Here is a 22,244-nt window from a genome sequence, read left to right on the forward strand (position 1 = left end):
TATTAAAAGACATTTCTTTTAAAGAAGCGCATAAACAAGCAATGTAATGGTAGCCTTACATAAAGCCTCTCATCTTTACGTTGAATAAAAAAGCAAGCCGGCTCCTCCCACCCTCTCAATGCCCTGCCTCCCAATACCCTGCCTCCCAATTTCCCCCTCCCAATACCCTGCCTCCCAATACCCTGCCTCCCAATACCCTGCCTCCCAATGCCCTGCCTCCCAATGCCCTGCCTCCCAATACCCTGCCTCCCAATACCCTGCCTCCCAATTTCCCCCTCCCAATTCCCTGCCTCTCAATTCCCTGCCTCTCAATTTCCACCCTCTCAATTCCCTTATGTTCTATGCATAAAGGTCAAGTTGAAGAGAATATATGGAAAATCCTTGGCTCGAAAATATGAAAAGAAGGCATGAGGCTACAACAGAATTTCGCGTGCCTTTATCATCAGAAGCATTAAAAATTCTAAAACAAGCGCGCCTACTGTCTCGTAATGATTTTTTTCGGCTACCTGTCATGGTCCCCTTAGTTCAAAAATTGCTCCCCCCCCCAAGAATTTTCTGTCACAATATAGGCAACAAACAGAACTTGAGTATAACAACATGGGTTTGGCTCCAGTTTAGGTGATGAGCTTACCGAAAAAAAGATGAGAGCAAGGCGAAAAATTAGCTTTTATCTTTAAGCTTCTCAAATGGAGCAGTCTCCCCATTTCAGAGATCAACGAAACAGAGAGATGCTTATTCTCCTATGCAAAAGCTTGAAATACCAGCATCTTATTCATAAAAAAACAAACCAGCCCCATCATGCTCTTTTCAACTCTGTCTTTCCAACGCTCAATAGGTACTAACTCTTAACTACTGACTCTTTTTAACTACTGACTTTTAATGATTGCGTTGGTTCATAAAAACCGTAGTGACCTCTCACCTTATAAAGCACAAACCCAGGATTTTTTAACGATGCATGCATAAACCTGAAATAAAAAAACAGAACTGTATTAGGAATAAATGATTATAAATCAAATGGTTATATTTTTATTAGCACAATATTTTCAAAGGAAACCACGATCCCCGCACAATAGAAACATTTCATAAAAACAAGAGAAAAAGCTATGGATTAAGAGTGAAATTCATTCACAATAACGGTAGATCAACCAGAGGAGAATAGAACAATCCTATAAGATAAAGAAACTATCATAAAAGGAAAAACTGTATGAAACGTGAAAAATCATAAAAAAAACGGGCACAGAAGGCCCGTTTCTTTATTACTTCTATGGAATAAGAGCTTAGAAATCCATTCCACCCATTCCGCCAGCAGGCATCGGAGGCATTAGTGTATCTTTCTTTGGAACTTCAGCAACCATTGCTTCTGTTGTGATCAGAAGGCTCGCAATTGAAGCCGCATTCTGAAGAGCAGAACGCAAAAACTTTCACGGGATCAACAATTCTTGAAAGCAATCAAATCACCGAATTCACCGGTTGAAAAACATGAAAAAGCATAAAAAAAACGGGCACAGAAGGCCCGTTTCTTTATTACGTCTAGGAATAAGAGCTTAGAAATCCATTCCGCCCATTCCACCCATTCCGCCAGCAGGCATCGGAGGCATTGGTGTATCTTTCTTTGGAACTTCAGCAACCATTGCTTCTGTTGTGATCAGAAGGCTCGCAATTGAAGCCGCATTCTGAAGAGCAGAGCGCACAACTTTCACAGGATCAACAATTCCCAAAGCAATCAAATCACCGAATTCACCAGTTGCGGTATTGTAACCATAAGTGTCAGCATTATTTTCCAGCACTTTGCCCACAATAATAGCGGCTTCTTCACCAGCATTGCTTGCAATCTGGCGCGCTGGTGCTTGTAGAGCACGACGAACGATACTAATACCAGCTTCTTGGTCAGGATTACTTCCCTTAACGGTCAACGCATTTGCTGCACGCAACAATGCGGTACCACCACCAGCAACAATACCTTCTTCAACAGCAGCACGTGTTGCATTCAAAGCATCATCAACACGGTCTTTCTTTTCTTTCACTTCAACTTCTGTTGCACCACCCACACGGATAACAGCAACACCACCAGCGAGTTTAGCAAGTCTTTCTTGCAATTTTTCACGGTCATAGTCAGAAGTTGTTTCTTCAATCTGAGCCTTGATTTGATTGACGCGAGCAGTAATTTCGCTCTTTTGTCCAGCACCATCAATAATGGTGGTGTTTTCTTTAGAAATATTCACTTTCTTTGCACGTCCAAGCATATCCAAAGTGACATTTTCAAGTTTAATGCCCACATCTTCAGAAATAACCTGTCCGGATGTCAAGATAGCGATATCCTCTAACATTGCTTTACGACGGTCACCAAATCCAGGAGCTTTTACAGCAGCAATTTTCAAACCACCACGCAATTTGTTGACAACGAGCGTTGCCAAAGCTTCACCTTCCACATCTTCAGCGATAATGAGAAGTGGTTTTCCAGACTGAACAACAGCTTCAAGCACAGGAAGAAGAGATTGCAAATTAGACAATTTCTTTTCGTGAATGAGAATGTAAGGATCATCAAGATCAGCGACCATTTTCTCAGCATTTGTGACAAAATAAGGGGAAAGATACCCACGGTCAAATTGCATTCCTTCAACGACTTCTAATTCCGTTTCAGCGGTTTTAGCTTCTTCCACGGTAATGACGCCTTCATTGCCCACTTTTTCCATAGCATCAGCGATCATTTTACCGATTTCAGCAGCGCCATTAGCGGAAATTGTTCCCACCTGTGCAATTTCTGCTGAAGTTTGGATTTTTTTTGCTTTTTTGAAGAGGTTTGCCACCACTTCTTCAACAGCAGCATCAATCCCACGTTTAAGATCCATTGGGTTCATGCCCGCAGCAACAGCTTTAACACCTTCTTGCACAATAGCTTGTCCTAAAACAGTTGCTGTTGTTGTTCCATCACCAGCGATATCATTGGTTTTAGAAGCAACTTCGCGCAACATTTGTGCACCCATATTTTCGAACTTATCTTCCAGTTCGATTTCCTTTGCAACGGATACACCATCTTTTGTGATACGAGGCGCACCGAATGATTTATCAATCACCACATTGCGACCTTTAGGGCCGAGTGTCACCTTAACAGCATTAGCAAGGATGTCGACACCGCGCAACAAACGCTCACGCGCTTCACGGCCAAATTTGACTTCTTTAGCAGCCATTTAATTTCTCCTTGGAGTTTTCTCAAAATAGTACACAATGAAAAACTAAGTGCTTCAATTAGCCCATAATTCCCATAATGTCAGATTCTTTCATGATGAGGAGGTCTTCCCCATTAATCTTGACTTCAGTTCCAGACCATTTTCCAAACAAAATACGGTCTCCTGTTTTGACTTCTAAAGGCACGCGCTTTCCGTTATCATCGAGAGCGCCATTGCCAACAGCAATCACTTCGCCTTCTTGGGGTTTTTCTTTTGCTGTATCAGGGATGATAATCCCACCAGCCGTTTTATTTTCAGATTCAACCCGACGGACAACGACACGGTCGTGAAGTGGGCGGAATTGTATATTAGCCATGTTTTAAATCCTTAAAACTGAACATAATTGAATTAATCTTAAAAGTTCTTGCTAGCACTCTTAAATTACGAGTGCTAGCATGTGTTAGATATAAAATCGGCATCTCTCAATGTCAAGAATAGCCATAAAAATAATTTCTCTAAATGAAGCTTCAAAGTCTTGCCTCTTATTGCACTTTCGCGTTATCTATCTTTTTTGAGAACCCGTGAACAAAAAAGGATCTTATCATGGTTGAAACACGTCAGGAAACGGATAGCTTTGGAACGATTTCGGTACGTCAAGATCGTTATTGGGGCGCACAAACTGAACGTTCTCTGCATAATTTTAATATTGGCAGTGAAAAGCAGCCTCTTGCCATCATCTATGCCTTAGTCCTTGTCAAAAAAGCAGCAGCGATTGTAAATATGGGCAAAGGAAAACTACCAGAAAATATTGGAAAAGCAATTATTGCCGCCGCTGATGAAGTGCTTGCCGGCGATTTTGATACGCATTTTCCACTGTCCGTCTGGCAAACAGGTTCTGGCACACAAAGCAATATGAATGTCAATGAAGTCATTGCTAATCGTGCTAGTAAGATTTTGGGAGGAAAACTTGGAAGCAAAAAACCAGTTCATCCCAATGACCATGTCAACATGAGCCAATCATCGAACGATTCCTTTCCCACGGCGCTTCACATTGCCACCACGTTGCAAACACGCCAACACTTACTGCCAATCCTTGAAGCTCTTATTGCGACATTAAAACAAAAAGAGCAAGAATTTGCAGATATCATTAAAATCGGCCGCACCCATACGCAAGATGCAACCCCTTTAACCTTAGGGCAAGAATTTTCAGGCTATCGTGCCGCATTAGAAGCCAATTTTCAGCGTATTGAAAATGCTCTAACCGATGTCCAAATGCTTGCTCAAGGTGGTACGGCTGTTGGCACAGGGCTGAATGCGCCAAAAGGTTTTGACGTTGCTTTTGCGCAAACAGTGAGCACTCTCACAGAAATAACGTTCCAAACTGCCAACAATAAATTTGAAGCACTTGCCCATCATGGCGCCCTTGCGCATTTCCACGGGAGCTTGAATGCTCTCGCTGCTGATCTGTTTAAAATTGCCAATGACATTCGGTTTTTAGGCTCTGGTCCACGTTCCGGTTTAGGGGAACTCAGTCTTCCTGAAAATGAACCCGGATCTTCTATTATGCCCGGCAAAGTCAACCCCACACAATGTGAAGCCTTAACCATGGTCGCATGCCAAGTTTTTGGTAATCACACCAGCGTAACCTTTGCCGCAAGCCAAGGACATTTTGAACTCAACGTTTATAAACCTGTTATTGGCTATAACGTTTTACAATCAATTACCCTTCTTGGTGATTGCATGCGTTCTTTTGATATGCATTGCATTCAAGGATTACGAGCCAATCGTGTTCATATTCACTCACTCATGGAGCGCTCACTCATGTTAGTCACAGCTCTTGCACCAGAAATTGGCTATGAAAAAGCTGCTGAAATTGCCAAAGCAGCGCATAAAAATGATACAACTTTGCGCACCGAAGCATTAAAAGCAGGGGTTTTTGTAGAGGATTATGACCGATTAGTTGATCCTAAAAAGATGATTGCTCCCCAATAAACAACCCACTAAAAAAGATGCAAACATCTTAAAACAAATCTTTCTGTCAAAAGATCGGGGTGTAAACACCCCGATGATGACCGATAACAATTACCCACAGCGTTCATTTTAGGCTCTGATCCGCATTTATGCTATGGGTGGTTTTGTTGCTTATATTGTACTTAAAAGGCACAACGGTTTTGCAAAGGCATGGATAGTCATAGCTCAACACCCAATGGCTATACTGGCAGAAAGTGATTTAAATGGATATGACCTTAAGGTGTTTTTCATTCTAGCTTCGCGTCTTGATTTTGAAAATCTATTAGCTATCAACCAAACAGAATTAGCTCAAAAAAATCGGTATTATCGGTATTAATAGACATAATTTCAATCGAAGTATAAAAAGATTAATGAATTCATCGTAGTTACGCTTTACAATGTTATCATTATTGATAACATTGGGTAGATAACTCTTATCTCAATGAGATAATGTGTTTATTTATAATGATAATCTAGCGTTATCCATATTGAACGAGAATCCTAAATACCGTAAGATTTTCTCATTTTAAATCGGTCCCATGTTGCATCAATCAAAATCACTGACTTGCACATCACAAACGCAATGAATGTATGAATAGAAATTGTATCCGATAAGGACTACAAACGCCTCTAATGAACCACCTCAAGTGCCAAGGACTGTCACAACGGACAAAAGGGGCCTCTGTCACAACATTGTGGAGAGGACTGTCACAACAACCCCACGAACTGGCAAATATAGTAATGGTACCGGCGTGCTCCTTTATGAAGCGTAAAAGAGATGCTCAATAGATTTATTATTATACCATTCACAATCGCTGTCATGAAATGGGTTTAGGAACATTGAGAAATGTCTCCTTTATGAAGCGTAAAAGAGGTGCTCAATAGATTTATTATTATACCATTCACAATCGCTGTCATGAAATGGATTTAGGAACATTGAAAAATGTCTCCTTTATGAAGCGTGAAGATGGGAGTGCTCAGTAGAGGAACAGCTGCTGGAACAAAATTCAATGTACCGAAAGGTTTTGATCTTTGCTGAAACAATCCGCCCTCTGACGGGGATATCCTTGACAACTCGCAAGAAATTGGAGGCTTTTGCCCATTATAGCGCCCTCACCCATTTCCACAAAAACCTGAATGGTACGCGCTAATCTCTTTAAAATCGCCAACGACATTCAGTTTTTAGGCTCTCATCCACGTTCCGTCTTTAAGCGAACGGAACGGAGAGTTTATCCGTTTTACATGACGTATAAGAAACCTCATGAGACTTGAGATTCTCGCACTTTACTCCTTCTTATTCTTCGTATTCCATTCAATCAATCAAAACTATTCGCTTGGATTATCATAAGCAAAAGTGGCATATAGATAAAAAAGAAATAAAGTCGCTCATCCCCTCAAGTGCTCAAAAGGCTATCGCAATACAAAGCTATGCAATATCAGAAACGAGCAAAGAATATGATGGTGCCAATATGCATTTTTTACGATCAATTGAATATGTAAGCACATTGATGTCAATCATAATGGATAATACATTTAATAACAAAAAGTGTTTTAATATATATAAAATAATGTTTTTTAATAAGTAAAAAGCTTATTTACTATACTATAATTTTTTCTAAAACACAGAGAACACTGAAGGCGTATAAAAAAATCCTGAAAAATCAATATAAACCCGGCATAATAGCATGAAAACAAGTTTTAAGAACGCTTAAATATGGATAATTATAGAGTTTTTGAGTGTTTTAGTTTTCATAATGATATTAAGTATAGATTTTTTTAACCAATTTGTATATAATACGATTTGTATCTGAAATAAATTGGGGACGTTTTTATGAAAACAAAATGTTTAGTTGCACTATCTATTTTCACCTTCATTACCGCTTCAACAGCGCAAGCAGCAGATACGGTAATCTTTAAGCAATCAGAACCGAAGGTTTCATTGCAAGATGTTTCATCGTCACGTATTTCACCGGTTACTGTTTCTGCGCCTTTTTCTTGGTCTGGTTTTTATTTTGGAGGACAAATTGGATATTTTTCCAATAAAAATACTCTAAATTACGCACAAGAAGCTAGGGACGGAAAATGGGCTTGGGTTGATAGAGATTTATCACCGAAACTATCAGGATTGAGAGCAGGTTTGTATGCAGGTTCTAATATTGATCTGGGAGATCTTGTTTTCGGTTTTGATACCGACATGGTCTGGTCTGGGAGGAAAAGCACCCAAACAGACAATGGAAAGAAAATTCTAGATGAATCAAACTCCATTAACATTGCCTTTAAAAAAGCTGGGATTCCTATCATAAAACCTGCAGCTCAGGGTGAAACGATATCCAACTATGGTGACATTGTTGTTAGCAGTGTAACATTGAAAGAAACGTGGTCTGGTGCCACGCGCGCGCGTATTGGTTTTGCTTCCCATCGTCTTATGCCTTATATTGCAGGGGGTATAGCCTATAGACAGATGCAATATATCATGTCACTTTTATCAAAATCGCAAGAAGATTCGACAATTTTTGCTTCTGGCAATGTGTTAGATGAGACAAAAACAATGTTTGGTTACACTGTTGGTGGTGGTTTTGATCTTGCAATGACAGATAATATCATCATGCGTACAGAATATCGTTATTCAGATTTTTTTAAAAAGAAATTTGCAAACGATAACCTTAAAATCTCTTCTCAAACGCATGATGTTCGCTTTGGTATCGCTTATAAATTCTAAGTTTTGTAGAAAAATTGAACGATTAAAAAACCCTGTTAAAAACGGGGTTTTTTAATGCCCCTTTCCCCCTAAAAAGACGTAGATTCTAAAAACCTGTACTAAACTGTAAACAAATAGTCACGAAACAATAAAGCCTCTCCCTCTCTTAAAGCAAGCTCCTATCCTCTCAGCCTTTCATGTAATGCCTTTGGAATATAAAAGCTTTACCATCATACCACTGGGTGCCATCGTAAAATAAATGAGAGCCGTTATTTAAGAGATATTTCTTTAAAATAAATATAGATATTGTGCATCAATTGCAGTTTTATAAGATGATGTTGACTTGGCCTCCCCGCTCTTAAAGGATAAAGATTCTAAAAACCCATTTTTAAACACCCATTTTTAAACACCATGTCGGTTTATAAAAGCACAAAAACCCTTGGAGACTCTTGGGGGATATTGGGCGGGCTTCTTTGGGTTCCTCCTCATGGAATGCCCTTAAATCTCAAGCAAGATAAACACTGAAGAATATCCAACACACACCGAAAAAAATACTGTAACGTTTCAAGGAAGTATGCCCTATATGACCACACTTCAAACGACAGTATTTTACCGCTATTGTATGCCAGAGTGGAGAGAGGATATTGCGGTTCTCTGTTTATGTAATTTCTATAACGAGAAGACAGCTTCATTTAGGGAGCACATGAAGTTGTCAAGGTAAAAACCAATTTCCAACCTTACCATTTCCCTCTGCTTTACGACTTTCAAAAGCCTCTAAAGCATAATCTTTTAAGCCTCTCATGCTCCTGTCTTTTAAAGAGTGGAGATTACACATTGCCCCATGTTTTTGTTTCTCACATATCTTTTTGGCGATCACGCCCCTCATGTCATACGACAACGCTTCAAACCAAACACACTCAAATCCAAGACACTTGGATTGCCAATTCACATGCGTGTTTTAAAGAAACAGCTCTCAAAACCCTCAAGCCCATTTTGCGACAGCACCCACAGGAATATAAAATCTATAGAGCACCATCTCTACACTTCATAAAAATGCAAGCTGGCACCATCCATCATATACTTTACCTCCAATGATGCCCTTGAAACGGCATAAGAGGCATTTTTATTCATTTTTTGTAAAATTTCACTCCACGCGAGAGCTCATCTAGCTTGTAACGTACGAGCGACATGATTTTGGTTGATTTACTATAAGCAGACTTGAAATGAAAGAATCCTAGGGTATTCGAGGTTTTTCATTCAACATGCAAAACATTGAACACGGTCTATAAATCCCACGTTTTATAACCCCCCATGTTTTATAAAACAACGTGATGCGCCATAATAGGATAAAGGAAAATATTTATGAAGTGGTGCGGGTGGTCGGACTCGAACCGACACTCCTCTCGGAACCAGATTTTGAGTCTGGCGCGTCTACCAGTTCCACCACACCCGCACACTGCTATAAAAGACAGGACTATAAAAGACAGACTTGTCGATTATTCCTTTGCACTATATGAAGAAGAACAGATTCGTCAACAGAAGACTTCTCATTTTTTAAGAATTCATATCATTTTCTTATCTATTTTATGAAATACTTTCTTTATTGGATTTCTCTACCGGATTTATAGCAATCTCATTTGTAAAGTCTTTACCTCTTAAACTTATAAAAAGCCTCATGATATTAAACAAATTAAAGCTTTGGACGATTTCTTTAGCAAATCGGCGTACAGCACCACACTGGCTTGGTTTCATTGCCTTTATTGAAAGTTCTGTTTTTCCAATTCCCATAGATGTTTTATATATTCCGATGCTTCTTATCCATCAAAAGCGGGTTTATCGCTATGCTTTGATTGCGACAATCTGTTCTGTATTAGGAGGCATTGCCGGTTGGTTTATCGGACATTTTGCCTATGATACCCTTGCCAAACCCATTTTAGAAATTTATGGTAAGGTTGAAAGTTTTGAATCACTGAAAAATAGTGCAACCCTGCAATTTCTCATCATTTTACTGATAACATCAGGTTTTTTTCATCTTCCCCCCATCAAGATTGTCACAATTTTGGCCGGTGTAATGAGTGTACGTCTTGAACTTTTCATGCTTATTTGTATTTTTTCTAGAGGCGCTCGTTTTTATCTTCTCGCGTGGCTGATTAAACATTTTGGACAAAAAGCAATGAATTTTCTAGTACAGCATTTCAAATGGATTGTTCTCATTGGTTGTGTTAGCCTCCTTTTAATTTATGGGATTTTCATAGCTTTTTTAAACAGGAAGCTTTTATAAGGAACAGACTTAATGGCATGCGTTTTGTCTTCTCACCCACTTTTACACAAACACCTTCATCTTGAACCCAGCAGAAAAGAACAAAGTTTATGGGCTTTTTTTCTCGCTTTTTGCTTGTCTGCCACAATAGGGATTGCCCTTGGTTTTGAATATTTCGGAGGATATCTTCCTTGCGATTTATGTCTCATAGAGCGTTTTCCTTATTATGGAGCCATACCATTTTTGCTCTTAGCAGGTTTTGGGGCATGTTTTTTTCGCATAACTGCTTGGATACAACTTTTATTTTTGTGTGTTTTTGTCTTAATGTGCATCAGCCTTGTTTTAGCCGTTTATCATGCGGGTGTTGAATATGGCTTTTGGGCAGCTCCCCTCAGTTGTGGTTTAAGCGCAGTCAGAAAAACCTCAGACATTAACCAGCTGCTTAACCAATTAAACAACATTCATCCTCCTTCTTGTTCTGAAGCATCCGCACGCTTTCTTTTTCTCTCATTTGCCGGTTGGAATGTCGTCTCAAGCCTATTTTTCTCCCTTATAAGCCTCTATATTACTTCAAAAGGGCTCCTTTCAGTCCATAAAAAACTCTAACCATAAAATAGAAACGAAACCGCGTGCACTCGTTCTCTCCAATCGCTTTCCCCTACCAACAACCCTCCAGTCACCAATCCCCACCCAGAACCACCCACCGCCAAACCAACCCACCCACACCAACGAGTCACCAACATCCCTCCTCTAGCGTTGTACTCAAAAGACAAAAATAAGCAGATACATCCATTTTATGGTTTCACCTCTCTGTACTTATAAGCAACATTTTGATAAAAACTCGTGATAGAAAAGCCGTAAAATAATAAGTGAGGGGACCAATAAATATAAATGGTCTGCTATGGCTGAAGATAAGAACACAGAGCCTTCTACCCTATCACCTATTTCCTTAGATATAACCAAACTTGAAGAACCATGTGTTATGATGGAACATGATCATAATGCATGGCGTGAGCATATAAAAGAAAGGGATTTAAATGCGCCTTACGAAAAACCACCTCATATAAAACCACGAATCAAATCGGCACCACGCATCAGGCAAGTTTTTTGGTGCGATTTTCCTCATGATTCGATACTCCCTGAATTTTGGAAAAAGCGGCCTGTTTTAGTGCTTTCTAAGAATGCAAAATTATATGGAAATGTGACAGTTTTACCTTTTTCAACGAAATCACAACCCAATAATCCCGCTGCGTATCCAATACAATCTCCCATAGAGAATAAAAAAGCATGGATTATCTGCAATTATGTCACAACAGTTTCTGTAAGTCGTTTAAGTTGCTCACGTACCGTTCCAAGATTATCCTGCGAAGATTTTCATAAAGTTGTAGCTCTGATGCTCAAATATTTACCGCATTTACACTATTGACTTTTGAGAAAAATAAGTGTACCTATATCAGCATACACGGCATCAGTAATGGTGGCCGCTTCCCCGCAAGGGGAGATAGGAACGAAGGAGTGGGAAACCGCTCCTTTCGTCATTTTTGGTGTTTTTTTGAAAACTGCCATTTTTTGCAACCTTCCCTAGAACATATCCAACATTCATTCTCCACCGTTGTTGTTTTGAAATATCTGCGATTTGGGGTAAGCAGAAGACAATATCCACACCTTGGATCCGGTAAAGTTTCCCACGGAGATTACCGAGATATTGTACATACTTATCATTTCATTGCACAAAAAATCGTGCTGCCGTTGCTTAAACTTTATATGATTTTCCGCAATGGGAATATCTTTCCAAGATTGAAAAAAATTTCATAATTTGGCATAACAAACAATCCCTTGTTCTTCGCGCTCTTGAAGTGTTCAATCGCTCAATTTACCAAAAGATATTCGACCTCACAACTTGTTTATTTACGTCCCTCAATACGGATGAAGCGGATGAAAAAGCCAGCATTTTTGAAAAGAAAAAAATAGTAAAGAGCATTTAATGATTCAAACGCTTTAAGACTACACAGAATACTCCATTCATCTTTGAACGCATCTGTTTCTGTTAAAGAGAGCTAATAATGCTTATATAATCTGAATAATATTAGTTTACTTACCATATGATAACCGATTGATAACGATAACGCTAAACACAGAACTTACATCACCACACCTCAAAATAGTATTTTTACGAGATAACAAAGAAAATTCTGTAGTAAAACAGAAATCAACACCCAACCGATTTCTATCTCTTCACCAATAACAATTGTTTATTGCCCTAACCGCATTATTTCACCTGTCACACGACCCAACATAGCTTTTACAGATAGATTTTCTTCCCCTTTTCCGAGAAACGATCTATGCTATTTTGGGATTTACTGCTAAATTGCGTATGCTTGCACTTTGAATACCTTTCTCTCACCATATAAAAGGTAGATAAAAAAATAATTTCGTTTATCAGCTTTATTTTAAAGACATACCTATTTTTTACAGGATACGTTTTCCTTTCTATCAGCCCTATCGCATTTAATACACTTGTCGTTTCTAAACATGAACAACCAAGCATCACAATGGAACAATAGACACCCATCACTTTCATGGGCACTTGCATTGACAAGAGATAAACAAGAGCATTGATCACCACACACGGAGCAAAAATCTATAGCGACTACGCCATAGACTTTCGCCACGCACGGGTTATTCTTAAAGCATATTTATGATGAGATAATCATTTATGACATTCTTTTTGTTACACCACAGAACGGGTTTTGCTAACCAGTTTTATTATTGTGCAAATTTTTCAAGAGAAATCCTCACTCGCTCATAGATGACAAGATTTCTTTATGGAGAGAACGTATGGCGCTCAGTTTTGACCTTTTCCATAACAAGGATAAGTTCAAACTTTAACCAACACGACAATACACCTACTCTAAACGATTTATGTACCACCTCATCCGCAACACATTGCCAAATATCCGTACATTTCCTCGAAAAATTTTCACACTTTTACGCATAGTAAAAAAAAGATTAACTTTAATCATGTTGCACTCCATTTTAATTGATTTGGATTTTAAAAATGACCAAAAAAATCAAACAAAAATAGAGAGGTAAGTTACGAAAACTACAGGGTAAATTTTACTGCCGCAAAATGTCTATTTTCCCCCGCCTGAACAGTCAGAGGAACACTATAAAAATTATTTTCATTGAAAAACAATTACTTATAATCTAGGGAAGAAAAGTAAAAATCTCCCCCAGAAAAAGAGATTACCTTCAAAATTATCAAAAAAAGCAGCACAATTTTAGTGATCTTTTTATTTTTTTTCTTTTGATCAAAGAGAGCTGGCAGGTGTCTTAGGAGCCCCTCCGGTAGGTTCCCAATTCGCAACAGCCGCTAATTCCTCAATGAGCTTCTCTCTTGGTAAATTATTATCATCCACCAACTTGTACTGAACGGCATTATCACTAAGCCACTTTATAAGCGTTCCTTTAACAGTTTTACCACCCTCAGCCTCACTCACCGCTTCCCATGCTGCAACAATAGCAGCAAGCTTTGGAGCATAACGTGGATGCGTTGGATCTTGAAACGCATATTTTTGATCCTTAGTCTCAGCAAAATTATCCTCAGGAAAAAAAAACGCAGGACGCAGACCACGCGACGAAAGCCATTCTTTTAAATCATCAACGCGAACATATGAGGAATCTGCATCTATAAAATCCGAAAAATTATAGTACGACCATTCTATCTCTAATCGATTGCTTTTTCCCGCTTGAACGATAGCATGATAGGCTGCACGGAAATTAGCAGTTTTCTCTGATGATACGGAAAGGTTATCTTCGTAAATATCACTTTTTTCTGGTTCTAATTTGTTGACAAACAAATACTTTCCTGGATTTAATCCAACTATTAAAAGCGCTGCCTGCAGTATTGTTAGTTTTTCAGAAAGCCGCCAAAATTTCAAACCATCACTATTTTCCATATATGCTCCCTTTTTTTCTGCACAATTTCGCTCTTTTTTAAAAACATCAAAAACGTTTGTTAACGCGTAGAGATTATGCACTTTTCACATTTCAACTCATCCCATACTTTAAATAAAAACACAGCACCCACACTCCTCCTTGTGATACACAAGAAAATGATTTGAATTGATTTAAGATAAGAAGTTTTGAAGTGAGAGAATTTTACTGAATTTTGGGCTTTCATGCAAGATATCAGGCAAGTTACAAGGCGATAAATGCCCCTTCATAAAGCATAAATTTTTATGCGTGATCAAACAGTTTGATATGATAATATCTCTCTCATTTATGCACCCCCACCCTTAAACCTGCCCCTGCAATCACAGCACAAAAGATAATTCGTTACACGCTAACAAATCCACCTAAATGCAAAAGCTGTAACAACGCTAAAGTGCGCGTAAATATCATAAGAATACTGTCTTACACCTCCACAAGCAGAATGAGTGGCGTAAAAACTGTACAATAAAATGCCATGCCTATAATGAACCGTGCTAAAGACTGTCGCAACACTGGGAGCTAAGGTGTATGATGATGCCGGCTTGCTCTTTTACGAAGCGTAAAGATTAAGAAGACTCAATGGAGTTTATATTATTTCATGGACATTTTGCTGCTCTACCCTTCTATACTCTTCACGGGGCCCCCCACGCGAAATGGGCTTTTATCCCTTGAATAAAGATCTCCTTTAAAAGAATCATTTCAAATTCTAAGAGCTGTTACAGTCTTTTGAACGCATAAAATGAATGATGATGCTAGCTTATTCCTTTCCTATATTCTCGAACATCAATACATTGAAATGCTCCATTCAAACGCCCCTTTAGCAAAATAAAGCACATTGTCTCTTAAATTTTTTCACGTAATCATTTCTTTCATGCGCCCCTGTCGTCTCCATTTGATAAATCTCCTTGTACTTTCTCAGCATCCCAGCACCTTTTTTCTCAGTGCAACCTTTTTGCAATTTTTCAGTTTTGAACTTTTAGATTGACTTTCGGTTTATTTTTCTTATGTTTTAGAATTATTCTAAAGTGCAAAGGAACAGAAAATGTTGAAATTGTTTTTTTCATTTGTACAACGTAAAGCTCTGTCCTTTCGTTCAGCACAAAACGTGATACTTAAAGCGCTCAAATTAAAAGAGCAACATGCGGCGCTCTATTTAAAATATGCAAAAGCTCTAGCACCTTATTCCTCTAAGGAAGCCGCGGTTTTTACCGCCATGGGGCTTCAAGAGCTTAAAAATTATAAGCAACTTTTGTGCCTTTCTTGCCATAATCGTGCAAACACTATCGGTTCATTATGTGACAAAACTTCTCTTGTGAAAGGCAAAAGCCGCCATCCCTCCCAAAAAACAACAGCGGCAAATCACACCATAAAAAAACCCTCGAAAACGCAAAGACAAACACTTTTGACTTGGATTCAACCAGGTCTTGCAGGGTTAATGGATGGCTCTGTCTCTACCCTTGCCCCCATTTTTGCCGCAGCTTTTGCCACGGGAGACACGCATCAAACTTTTTTGATAGGGCTCTCAGCTTCAATTGGTGCAGGGCTTTCAATGGGTTTCACAGAAGCAGCCCATGATGACGGAAAATTATCAGGGCGTGGTTCGCCATTAAAAAGAGGTCTTGCCAGCGGCATTATGACAACATTAGGAGGACTAGGTCATACTCTTCCCTATTTGATCAACTCTTTTTATGTAGCGACAATTATTGCTTTTATCATTGTTTTTTTCGAACTAGGCGCCATCGTCTGGATTCAGAACAAATACATGTCCACTCCCTTTTGGCGCGCCTCTTTACAGGTCATCATTGGGGGAGCTCTGGTTTTTGCCACGGGTATTCTTATCGGTAGTATCTAAAAAATCTTATCTGTAACCATAATTTAGATCTCAAATAAGCGCATGCCCCTAGGCATAAGCCATCCTTGATGATGCCATTATTGAAAAATGCCATTGATAATGTTAGGTGGTGTTGTGGAATATTTTAGGTCAGTAAGAGATGATAAGCAAGCTCTGGGGACAACCTATATCCACACACCTTTATCGACTTGGTTTTATAGATATCTTTTGTTAAAGTATCATTTTCTTCTAGACCTCATATTTTGGAAATGCCTCGATCATGTCGCACACTGAAACCAACGCCTCTCTAAACAATCATCCTGTCTCTTCTCAATCTTCACATGCCCAGACTTTATTTGTTCAGCGTCTTGCACACGGACAAGGTTTAGAACTTCCTTGCTACGCGACAGCGGGTTCTGCGGGTCTTGATCTACGGGCAGCAATTGGAGAAGAAGAAACGCTTGTTCTTGCCCCTGGGCAGCGGGCGCTTATTCCAACAGGTCTCATTTTTCATTTATCTCTTGGGTTTGAAGCACAAATACGTCCACGCTCTGGCTTAGCCTTAAAACACGGCATCACATGCCTCAACACTCCAGGAACGATTGATAGTGACTACCGTGGTGAAGTCAAAGTCCTTCTTATCAATTTAGGACAAGAAGACTTTTCCATCCAACGAGGCATGCGCATTGCCCAAACAGTCATCGCTCCCGTATCCCAAGTCAATGTTTGCGCCATTGAACCAGAGCAAAGTACCCAAAACCATAACGAGAGCCGTGGAACAGGAGGTTTTGGTTCAACGGGACACACTTAAGAAGCTCTGAAAAAATCGCTATCCTTAAAATAACACACACACTTATTCCAACCACTCTTTCACTTAAAACCCCTTGGGCTTTTAAAGTGCACAAGGAGTGCGCATTTGCTTTCAAAGTTTTTTCACTAAACGCCCCTCTAAACAAGTATCCTTACTCTTCTCCTGTCTCTTCTCAATCTTCACATGCCCAGACTTTATTTGTTCAGTGTCTTGCACTTGGGACAAGATTTAGAACTTCCTCACTACACAACGGCTGGTTCTGCTGGTCTTGGATTTACAAGCAGCAATTGGTAAAGAAGAAACGCTTGTTCTTGCCCCTGGGCAGCGGGCACTTATTCCAACAGGTCTCATTTTTCATTTATCTCTTGGGTTTGAAGCACAAATACGTCCACGCTCTGGCTTAGCCTTAAAACACGGCATCACATGCCTCAACACTCCAGGAACGATTGAGTGTGACTACCGTGGTGAAGTCAAAGTCCTTCTTATCAATTTAGGCCAAGAAGACTTTTCCATTTAAACGGGGCATGCGCGCCATTGCCCAAACAGTCATCGCCCCTGTATCCCAACTTAATGTTTGCGCCATTGAACCAGAGCAAAATACCCAAAGCCATAACGAGAGCCGTGGAACAGGAGGTTTTGGTTCAACGGGACACACTTAAGAAGCTCTGAAAAATCGCTACTCTCAAAATAACACATACCCAACCACTCTTTCACTGGAAATTCTTTGAGCTTTTAAAGTGCAAAAGGAATGCGCATTTGCTTTCAAAGTTTTTTCACTAAAAGCACCTCTAAACAAGCATCTCTCAATTACGTCTCGTGCACTATACAAAACTTCATTATCACCAGATACCCCTCCCTCATAACAAAAACATTGGCATTAACCATTGAGCGTTCACACACTACTTGTAATGTCGACAATCTATACATCATATTGATTTATAATAATAATGAATTGTCTTTCAACTTAAATGAGAAATCTCAATACTGTAAGATTGTTTTATGGCAAGCCTATTTATATTAAATCAATCAAAAGCATGTTTCTCACATTCCAAACGTGGCTAGCATGCAGATAAAAACTGGAAAAATGCCTATAATGAATACGTGTCCTAAACACTATCGCAACATTGGGAAAAAAATATAAATACGGTAATGGTGCTCGCTTGCTCTTTTGTTAAGCGTAAAGATGGTGATGTTTGATAGATTTTTTTATTATTTTACGGGGGCTTTACGGTTATACCATTTATGAACACCGCCGCAAAAAAGGCTTTAAGATGTATTAAGATACACAACAATCGCCTCTGCTGTTTTCTTGATCGCACCTCTTGCGGCAAGATGAGTAGAGCTTAATCCTAAAAAAACCGATTCGATATATGAACCCCCTGCATAATATCAAACCCATGCGTATTTGGTTTAACAAATCCACGGAACCCTCATCAATTTCACTCTACGACTTTGAGTAATATGCTTTGCTTCCTGCAACAAAGGCTGTTTTTTATCACTGATCAGAGACATCGGCTGGAATATTAGCGTTTCCCGCAGTGCCCGTTGTTACAGCATCCACATGCCCCACAACGTTACCACCCGCTCCATCGACAGCAGCATCCGCTATCCCTGTTGTTTTATTATTGATCTCACCTCTTGAAACAAGATTGGTAGAGTTTTGCAATCCTACAAGACCGATTTTATGATATCCAGCCATGCGTATTTGATTTAATAAATCGATGACAGTACCATAATCAATTTCGCTATCCGCTTTGATTAAAATTTTTGCCTCTAAATTTTGCGTCGTTTCCCTCAACAAAGCTTCTCTCAAAGCTGCTTGTTCTACAAGATGATCACCAATGTAAAGAGAACGATCTTTTTGCAACGTAACATAAAGAGGTTCATCAGACTGAACCACTGAAGGTGCTTGAGTTATAGAAGGAAGCTGAACGGAAATGGCAGATGTTGCCAAAGGCGCAGCAACCATAAAAACAATAAGCAACACCAATACAACATCAATAAAAGGGGTCACATTGATTTCGCTTTGCAACCCACTCTCGTCTATATCCCAATCATTATTAAGGCTTGCTTTCATTTTTTATGACTTTTCTGTTGTCTTTGTCTATCAAGTTCACGGCTCAAGAGCCTTTCAAGAGCAGCAGCGATATCGCCTAAATCACTGCGATAACCACTCAAAGCACGCATAAGGCTATTATACATAACAACGGCGGGAATAGCCACAAAAAGCCCAACAGCCGTTGCGAATAAGGCTTCAGCAATTCCAGGCGCCACCACATCAAGTCGCGTTGTTTGAGACTGAGCAATCCCAATAAAAGAATTCATAATTCCCCAAACAGTTGCAAAAAGACCAACAAAAGGAGCAATTGCGCCAATAGTTGCAAGAACAGCGCTTCCACATGCAACACGGCGTGTAGCAGCCAGCAAGCAGCGTGACAAAAGTGAATGAACCCTTTCTTTTAAACCTTCATGAACATCACGAGCCTTAGCATCGCGAACATCGCGGGAAACATCTTCATATTGATTGCTCTCCTCATAAAAGAGAATATCTTCAATCGTTTGTGCACTTTCCCCTGTACTGTTTTTTTCACCAGAGCTTTCGTTTATCCCTTCAGGAGCAGAAAAATGAACCTGTTGTGCAGAAAGATACACCTCTTTAAGAACTTCTTTGAGAAAAAATACACCAGCTCCTTTGCTTTCTTTCAAGCTAGCTGCCAAACGCGTAAGAGTCTGAGCATTTAGAACCAATTGAAGTTCATGACGTACTCTTCGTTTTACCAAAGTGATCTCGACAATTTTCACAAAAGCAATTGTCCAAGACACAAGTGAAGCAAGTAACAAAATAATGATAACGGCTTTTACCACCCAATCAGCAGCCATAAACATAGAAAGAGGAGAAAAATCATGCACTGTCAATACAGAAGACATATTATCTAAAGGGACTGTTTTATCTAAAGGGACTGTTTCAGATTCCATTTTTATCTCACATTCTTGTGCTCTTATCTTTATTTATGAGCTGGATCGTCACCCCGCATAGCATCACTGTTCCACAATGCCACGACCCTTTTAACGTCACTTGTGTATTCCTCTTAAGAAAGAAAACTTGATAAATCAAGTATAGTTTTATTTCACAAGCTCTCTCTTAATTCTAAAGAAATTACTCAAGAAATTTTTCTCTAACAATTCAACAAGTTTATCTTACCCAATCAATTTATTGCATAAATTAGGCAAAATGATAAACTTACAAGAAGTATCGCATATAATATTTTAATTTATAAGAATAATTTATCATCATTCCTGTTAAATAAATCTCTCATATCGCAAAGCTTTTCTCATTTCTGCGGCTCTTTTGAAGCCAACAAAATATTTTCTTACATGAAACAAGCAGCAAAAATATCATAAAATCCTCGGAGAAAAGGATATGCACTTCTCTAACAACCAGTGCACTAAAGTACCTCTCCTATCCTAAAATAAAAATATACCTTACGTTTAAAAAAAAGAACTATCGCAATATCTTAAACTGACCAAAAGTATCATGGGCAGCGCGTGTTGCCCCCAAATACATAGAGAGCAAAGAGCCGCAATATTATTTTCTTTTTCTTTGCTGCAAAAGTATAAAAATGACAGTACTTCTGCCGCAAAATCGCAACAACAATGTTTTTTAGCTGTCACAAGCTTAAAAAATAAGCCTCAGCACACTTTTAAAAAACTTTTATAAAAAACTGCGCCACGAGAAACTGAAGAATGGTACTAAATTACTGCAAAAACATAAGACAATTCTCAACAGATGCGCCCCTTTACAGACAAAGCATATCATATAGGAAAGATTTATTTTATCAAAAACAGTTTTAAATTCAACAAAATGAAAGGAACCAAAAAAAGCTTTTGGCGTTACTCAAGCAGTGAAAATTTTCACTCCAATGCAAATGATCACTATGAACACACCAATACAAATATAATGAATCAAGAGGGAAAAATACCATGGCCCATAATAAAACAACACAGCACGATAAAACAGCCGTAGAAAAAGACCAACAAAAAGACCTACAAGGACAATTAGAAACGTTACGCACTGAAATTTCAGGGATTACCTCAACCCTAACAGATCTTGGTGCAAACAAATTCAACGCCGCCAAAGACAAAGCGGAAAAACTATATCACTCAGCGAAAGAAAGTGGTGAAGACATGATGTCTCAAGCAAAAGACAAAATCAGTGATCTTGAACAAACTCTGAACCAATGCGTTCGCAAAAACCCTGGCAAAAGCGTTTTGTTTGCCGCAGGGGTTGGTTTTATTCTTTCTCAATTACTACGTCGTTAAGCAATGCATAAGTTTATCGCTCCTCTTTTAAACCATCTTGTCGGTGGAGGGCTTAAAAGCACAGTCAAGCAAGTACGCCTTCAAGCAATTTTCTATGGGTTTATTAGCATTTCATTCTTCATGTCTTTGCTTTTTTTATGTACCATCGGTTTTATTGCGTTATGTTCTGTTATGAAGCCTCTTGCTGCCGCCAGTATCATGTTTTTAATTTGTCTTTCTCTTGCGGGATTAGGTCTTATTATCAGTCGCGTTCTCAAAACTTATCAACGCTATGACCAACAAAAAAAGACAGAAGAACAACGCCACAAACTCATGACAGATGCGACTGTTTCCAGCCTTGCAGCTCTCGGTCAACATCTCCCTTTTGCCAAATTGAGTGTTCCCATTCTCGGACTTGCAACTTATTTTTTGTGGAAAAAAGATAAAAAAGACCGCTTTTCAAAGTAAAATATGTAAAACTGTCACTCTAAATTCCCCCTCAGTGTGCTTTCTTTTATAACAAAAGAAAGCACATTTTTTTCCTCATAATCTCTTTAGCTTCTTCAAATACCTGAAAAAAATCCCCTTCATTTTGCTAAAAATTCCATAGAACCGCTACACTCTCTTTCAGATTGCAACCCATGTTTCATGAACATAGCTACATGAGGCAAAGCTTGCATTAAAAGTTCTGGTTTGATTTGAAGCAATTGATTGTTTTTTGAAGGCAAGGTATTTTCAGTTTTACCTTTTCTCTATTTTTTCATAAGCCTTTTTCAGAACCAAAGGTCACGTCATCGATTTGAATTTATAAAGCAAAAATATTCCCCGTATGAAAATTCTTTTTTCAAAAAATCTGAAATTTTTACAGATAAGAAAGTTGTAAAAACGTCCATTACACAACAAAAATTTATCAATTCTGATACTGATAAAATAGAGGTCATACCTATAATTCACGTCACAGAAAAAACAAATAAAGAAAATTTTATAGAAATATTTGCTGATGGCATTCAAGCAATTTTTAATTTATCTCGTACAGGACATCGTGCTTTGATAATAGTTTTAGAAGAATATCGATCTAATAAATCAACAAACGAAGATCCCAGCAGCGTTACCTTAATTTGGTTTGATGGGGGTATAAATGGAAAAAAGCGCGATATGGTCGACAGAACTTTTCA

The 22,244-nt window shown here is 38.9% G+C and carries 17 protein-coding genes, 1 tRNA gene and 4 pseudogenes; 13 read left to right on the forward strand and 9 right to left on the reverse strand.

The window, feature by feature from the left end:
- Positions 1-75: 75 nt before the first annotated feature.
- Positions 76-312, reverse strand: a complete 237-nt coding sequence (locus ACFINE_RS07415) for a hypothetical protein (protein ID WP_375621592.1) — start codon at positions 310-312, stop codon at positions 76-78.
- A gap of 17 nt (positions 313-329) precedes the next feature.
- Between ACFINE_RS07415 and ACFINE_RS07420 the strand changes: the two are divergent.
- A pseudogene (locus tag ACFINE_RS07420) lies at positions 330-635 on the forward strand (integrase); the annotation flags it as partial.
- Positions 636-1,277: 642 nt separating this feature from the next.
- Here the strand turns inward: ACFINE_RS07420 and ACFINE_RS07425 are convergent.
- The 3 genes from ACFINE_RS07425 to groES form a co-directional block, all read right to left on the reverse strand.
- Positions 1,278-1,415, reverse strand: a complete 138-nt coding sequence (locus ACFINE_RS07425; protein ID WP_375621593.1) for a hypothetical protein — start codon at positions 1,413-1,415, stop codon at positions 1,278-1,280.
- 129 nt (positions 1,416-1,544) lie between these two features.
- Positions 1,545-3,188: a chaperonin GroEL gene (gene groL / locus ACFINE_RS07430; RefSeq protein WP_273790908.1), complete on the reverse strand. Its 1,644-nt coding sequence runs from the start codon at positions 3,186-3,188 to the stop codon at positions 1,545-1,547.
- Between the two features lie 58 nt (positions 3,189-3,246).
- Positions 3,247-3,543, reverse strand: coding sequence for a co-chaperone GroES (gene groES / locus ACFINE_RS07435; protein ID WP_005774667.1), 297 nt, complete (start codon positions 3,541-3,543; stop codon positions 3,247-3,249).
- Between the two features lie 227 nt (positions 3,544-3,770).
- On the opposite strand from groES, the gene fumC reads away from it, so the two are divergent.
- The 3 genes and pseudogenes from fumC (at position 3,771) to ACFINE_RS07450 (ending at position 7,896) form a co-directional block, all read left to right on the forward strand.
- Positions 3,771-5,159, forward strand: a complete 1,389-nt coding sequence (gene fumC, locus ACFINE_RS07440) for a class II fumarate hydratase (protein ID WP_375613253.1) — start codon at positions 3,771-3,773, stop codon at positions 5,157-5,159.
- 1,003 nt (positions 5,160-6,162) lie between these two features.
- Positions 6,163-6,380: pseudogene (locus ACFINE_RS07445) on the forward strand (lyase family protein); the annotation flags it as partial.
- Between the two features lie 628 nt (positions 6,381-7,008).
- Entirely contained in the window at positions 7,009-7,896 is an 888-nt protein-coding gene (locus ACFINE_RS07450) for an outer membrane protein (protein WP_375621582.1), read from the forward strand.
- Positions 7,897-9,243: 1,347 nt separating this feature from the next.
- On the opposite strand, the gene ACFINE_RS07455 is transcribed toward ACFINE_RS07450, so the two are convergent.
- Positions 9,244-9,328: transfer RNA gene (locus ACFINE_RS07455), tRNA-Leu, on the reverse strand.
- Positions 9,329-9,550: 222 nt separating this feature from the next.
- Here ACFINE_RS07455 and ACFINE_RS07460 point away from each other — a divergent pair.
- Positions 9,551-10,156, forward strand: a complete 606-nt coding sequence (locus ACFINE_RS07460; protein ID WP_273790911.1) for a YqaA family protein — start codon at positions 9,551-9,553, stop codon at positions 10,154-10,156.
- A 12-nt stretch (positions 10,157-10,168) separates the two neighbouring features.
- The gene (locus ACFINE_RS07465; RefSeq protein ID WP_375621583.1) at positions 10,169-10,741 is read left to right on the forward strand and encodes a disulfide bond formation protein B; all 573 of its coding nucleotides are present in this window, start codon (positions 10,169-10,171) and stop codon (positions 10,739-10,741) included.
- Here the strand turns inward: ACFINE_RS07465 and ACFINE_RS07470 are convergent.
- A complete protein-coding gene (locus ACFINE_RS07470; RefSeq protein WP_375621584.1) occupies positions 10,738-10,872 on the reverse strand; it encodes a hypothetical protein in 135 nt (44 codons plus the stop codon). The two genes, ACFINE_RS07465 and ACFINE_RS07470, sit on opposite strands and share 4 nt — an antisense overlap.
- A 164-nt stretch (positions 10,873-11,036) precedes the next feature.
- Between ACFINE_RS07470 and ACFINE_RS07475 the strand changes: the two genes are divergently transcribed.
- Positions 11,037-11,561 carry a type II toxin-antitoxin system PemK/MazF family toxin gene (locus ACFINE_RS07475; protein ID WP_375613249.1) on the forward strand — a complete coding sequence of 175 codons (525 nt, stop codon included), beginning with the start codon at positions 11,037-11,039 and terminating at the stop codon, positions 11,559-11,561.
- Positions 11,562-13,446: 1,885 nt separating this feature from the next.
- Here ACFINE_RS07475 and ACFINE_RS07480 read toward each other — a convergent pair.
- The gene (locus tag ACFINE_RS07480; protein WP_375621585.1) at positions 13,447-14,094 is read right to left on the reverse strand and encodes a hypothetical protein; all 648 of its coding nucleotides are present in this window, start codon (positions 14,092-14,094) and stop codon (positions 13,447-13,449) included.
- Between the two features lie 1,076 nt (positions 14,095-15,170).
- Here ACFINE_RS07480 and ACFINE_RS07485 point away from each other — a divergent pair.
- The 3 genes and pseudogenes from ACFINE_RS07485 to dut (ACFINE_RS07495) all read left to right on the forward strand — a co-directional run bounded on the left by ACFINE_RS07485 (position 15,171) and on the right by dut (ACFINE_RS07495) (position 17,429).
- Positions 15,171-15,980 carry a VIT1/CCC1 transporter family protein gene (locus ACFINE_RS07485; protein ID WP_375621586.1) on the forward strand — a complete coding sequence of 270 codons (810 nt, stop codon included), beginning with the start codon at positions 15,171-15,173 and terminating at the stop codon, positions 15,978-15,980.
- Between the two features lie 259 nt (positions 15,981-16,239).
- Positions 16,240-16,770, forward strand: a complete 531-nt coding sequence (dut, locus tag ACFINE_RS07490) for a dUTP diphosphatase (RefSeq protein WP_375621587.1) — start codon at positions 16,240-16,242, stop codon at positions 16,768-16,770.
- A gap of 86 nt (positions 16,771-16,856) precedes the next feature.
- A pseudogene (dut, locus tag ACFINE_RS07495) lies at positions 16,857-17,429 on the forward strand (dUTP diphosphatase).
- A gap of 836 nt (positions 17,430-18,265) precedes the next feature.
- Here dut (ACFINE_RS07495) and ACFINE_RS07500 read toward each other — a convergent pair.
- Positions 18,266-18,847: a biopolymer transporter ExbD gene (locus ACFINE_RS07500; RefSeq protein WP_375621588.1), complete on the reverse strand. Its 582-nt coding sequence runs from the start codon at positions 18,845-18,847 to the stop codon at positions 18,266-18,268.
- On the reverse strand, positions 18,844-19,746 hold the full coding sequence (locus tag ACFINE_RS07505; protein ID WP_375621589.1) for a MotA/TolQ/ExbB proton channel family protein: 903 nt from the start codon (positions 19,744-19,746) through the stop codon (positions 18,844-18,846). Before ACFINE_RS07505 ends, ACFINE_RS07500 begins: the two co-directional genes overlap by 4 nt.
- A gap of 1,005 nt (positions 19,747-20,751) precedes the next feature.
- On the opposite strand from ACFINE_RS07505, the gene ACFINE_RS07510 reads away from it, so the two are divergent.
- The 3 genes and pseudogenes from ACFINE_RS07510 to ACFINE_RS07520 all read left to right on the forward strand — a co-directional run.
- A complete protein-coding gene (locus ACFINE_RS07510; protein ID WP_375621590.1) occupies positions 20,752-21,090 on the forward strand; it encodes a YqjD family protein in 339 nt (112 codons plus the stop codon).
- 3 nt (positions 21,091-21,093) lie between these two features.
- Entirely contained in the window at positions 21,094-21,537 is a 444-nt protein-coding gene (locus tag ACFINE_RS07515; protein ID WP_375621591.1) for a hypothetical protein, read from the forward strand.
- Positions 21,538-21,780: 243 nt separating this feature from the next.
- Positions 21,781-22,244, forward strand: a pseudogene (locus ACFINE_RS07520) (hypothetical protein); the annotation flags it as partial.

It is taken from the genome of Bartonella sp. AA97HXZ (assembly GCF_042196985.1).
Taxonomy (GTDB): domain Bacteria; phylum Pseudomonadota; class Alphaproteobacteria; order Rhizobiales; family Rhizobiaceae; genus Bartonella.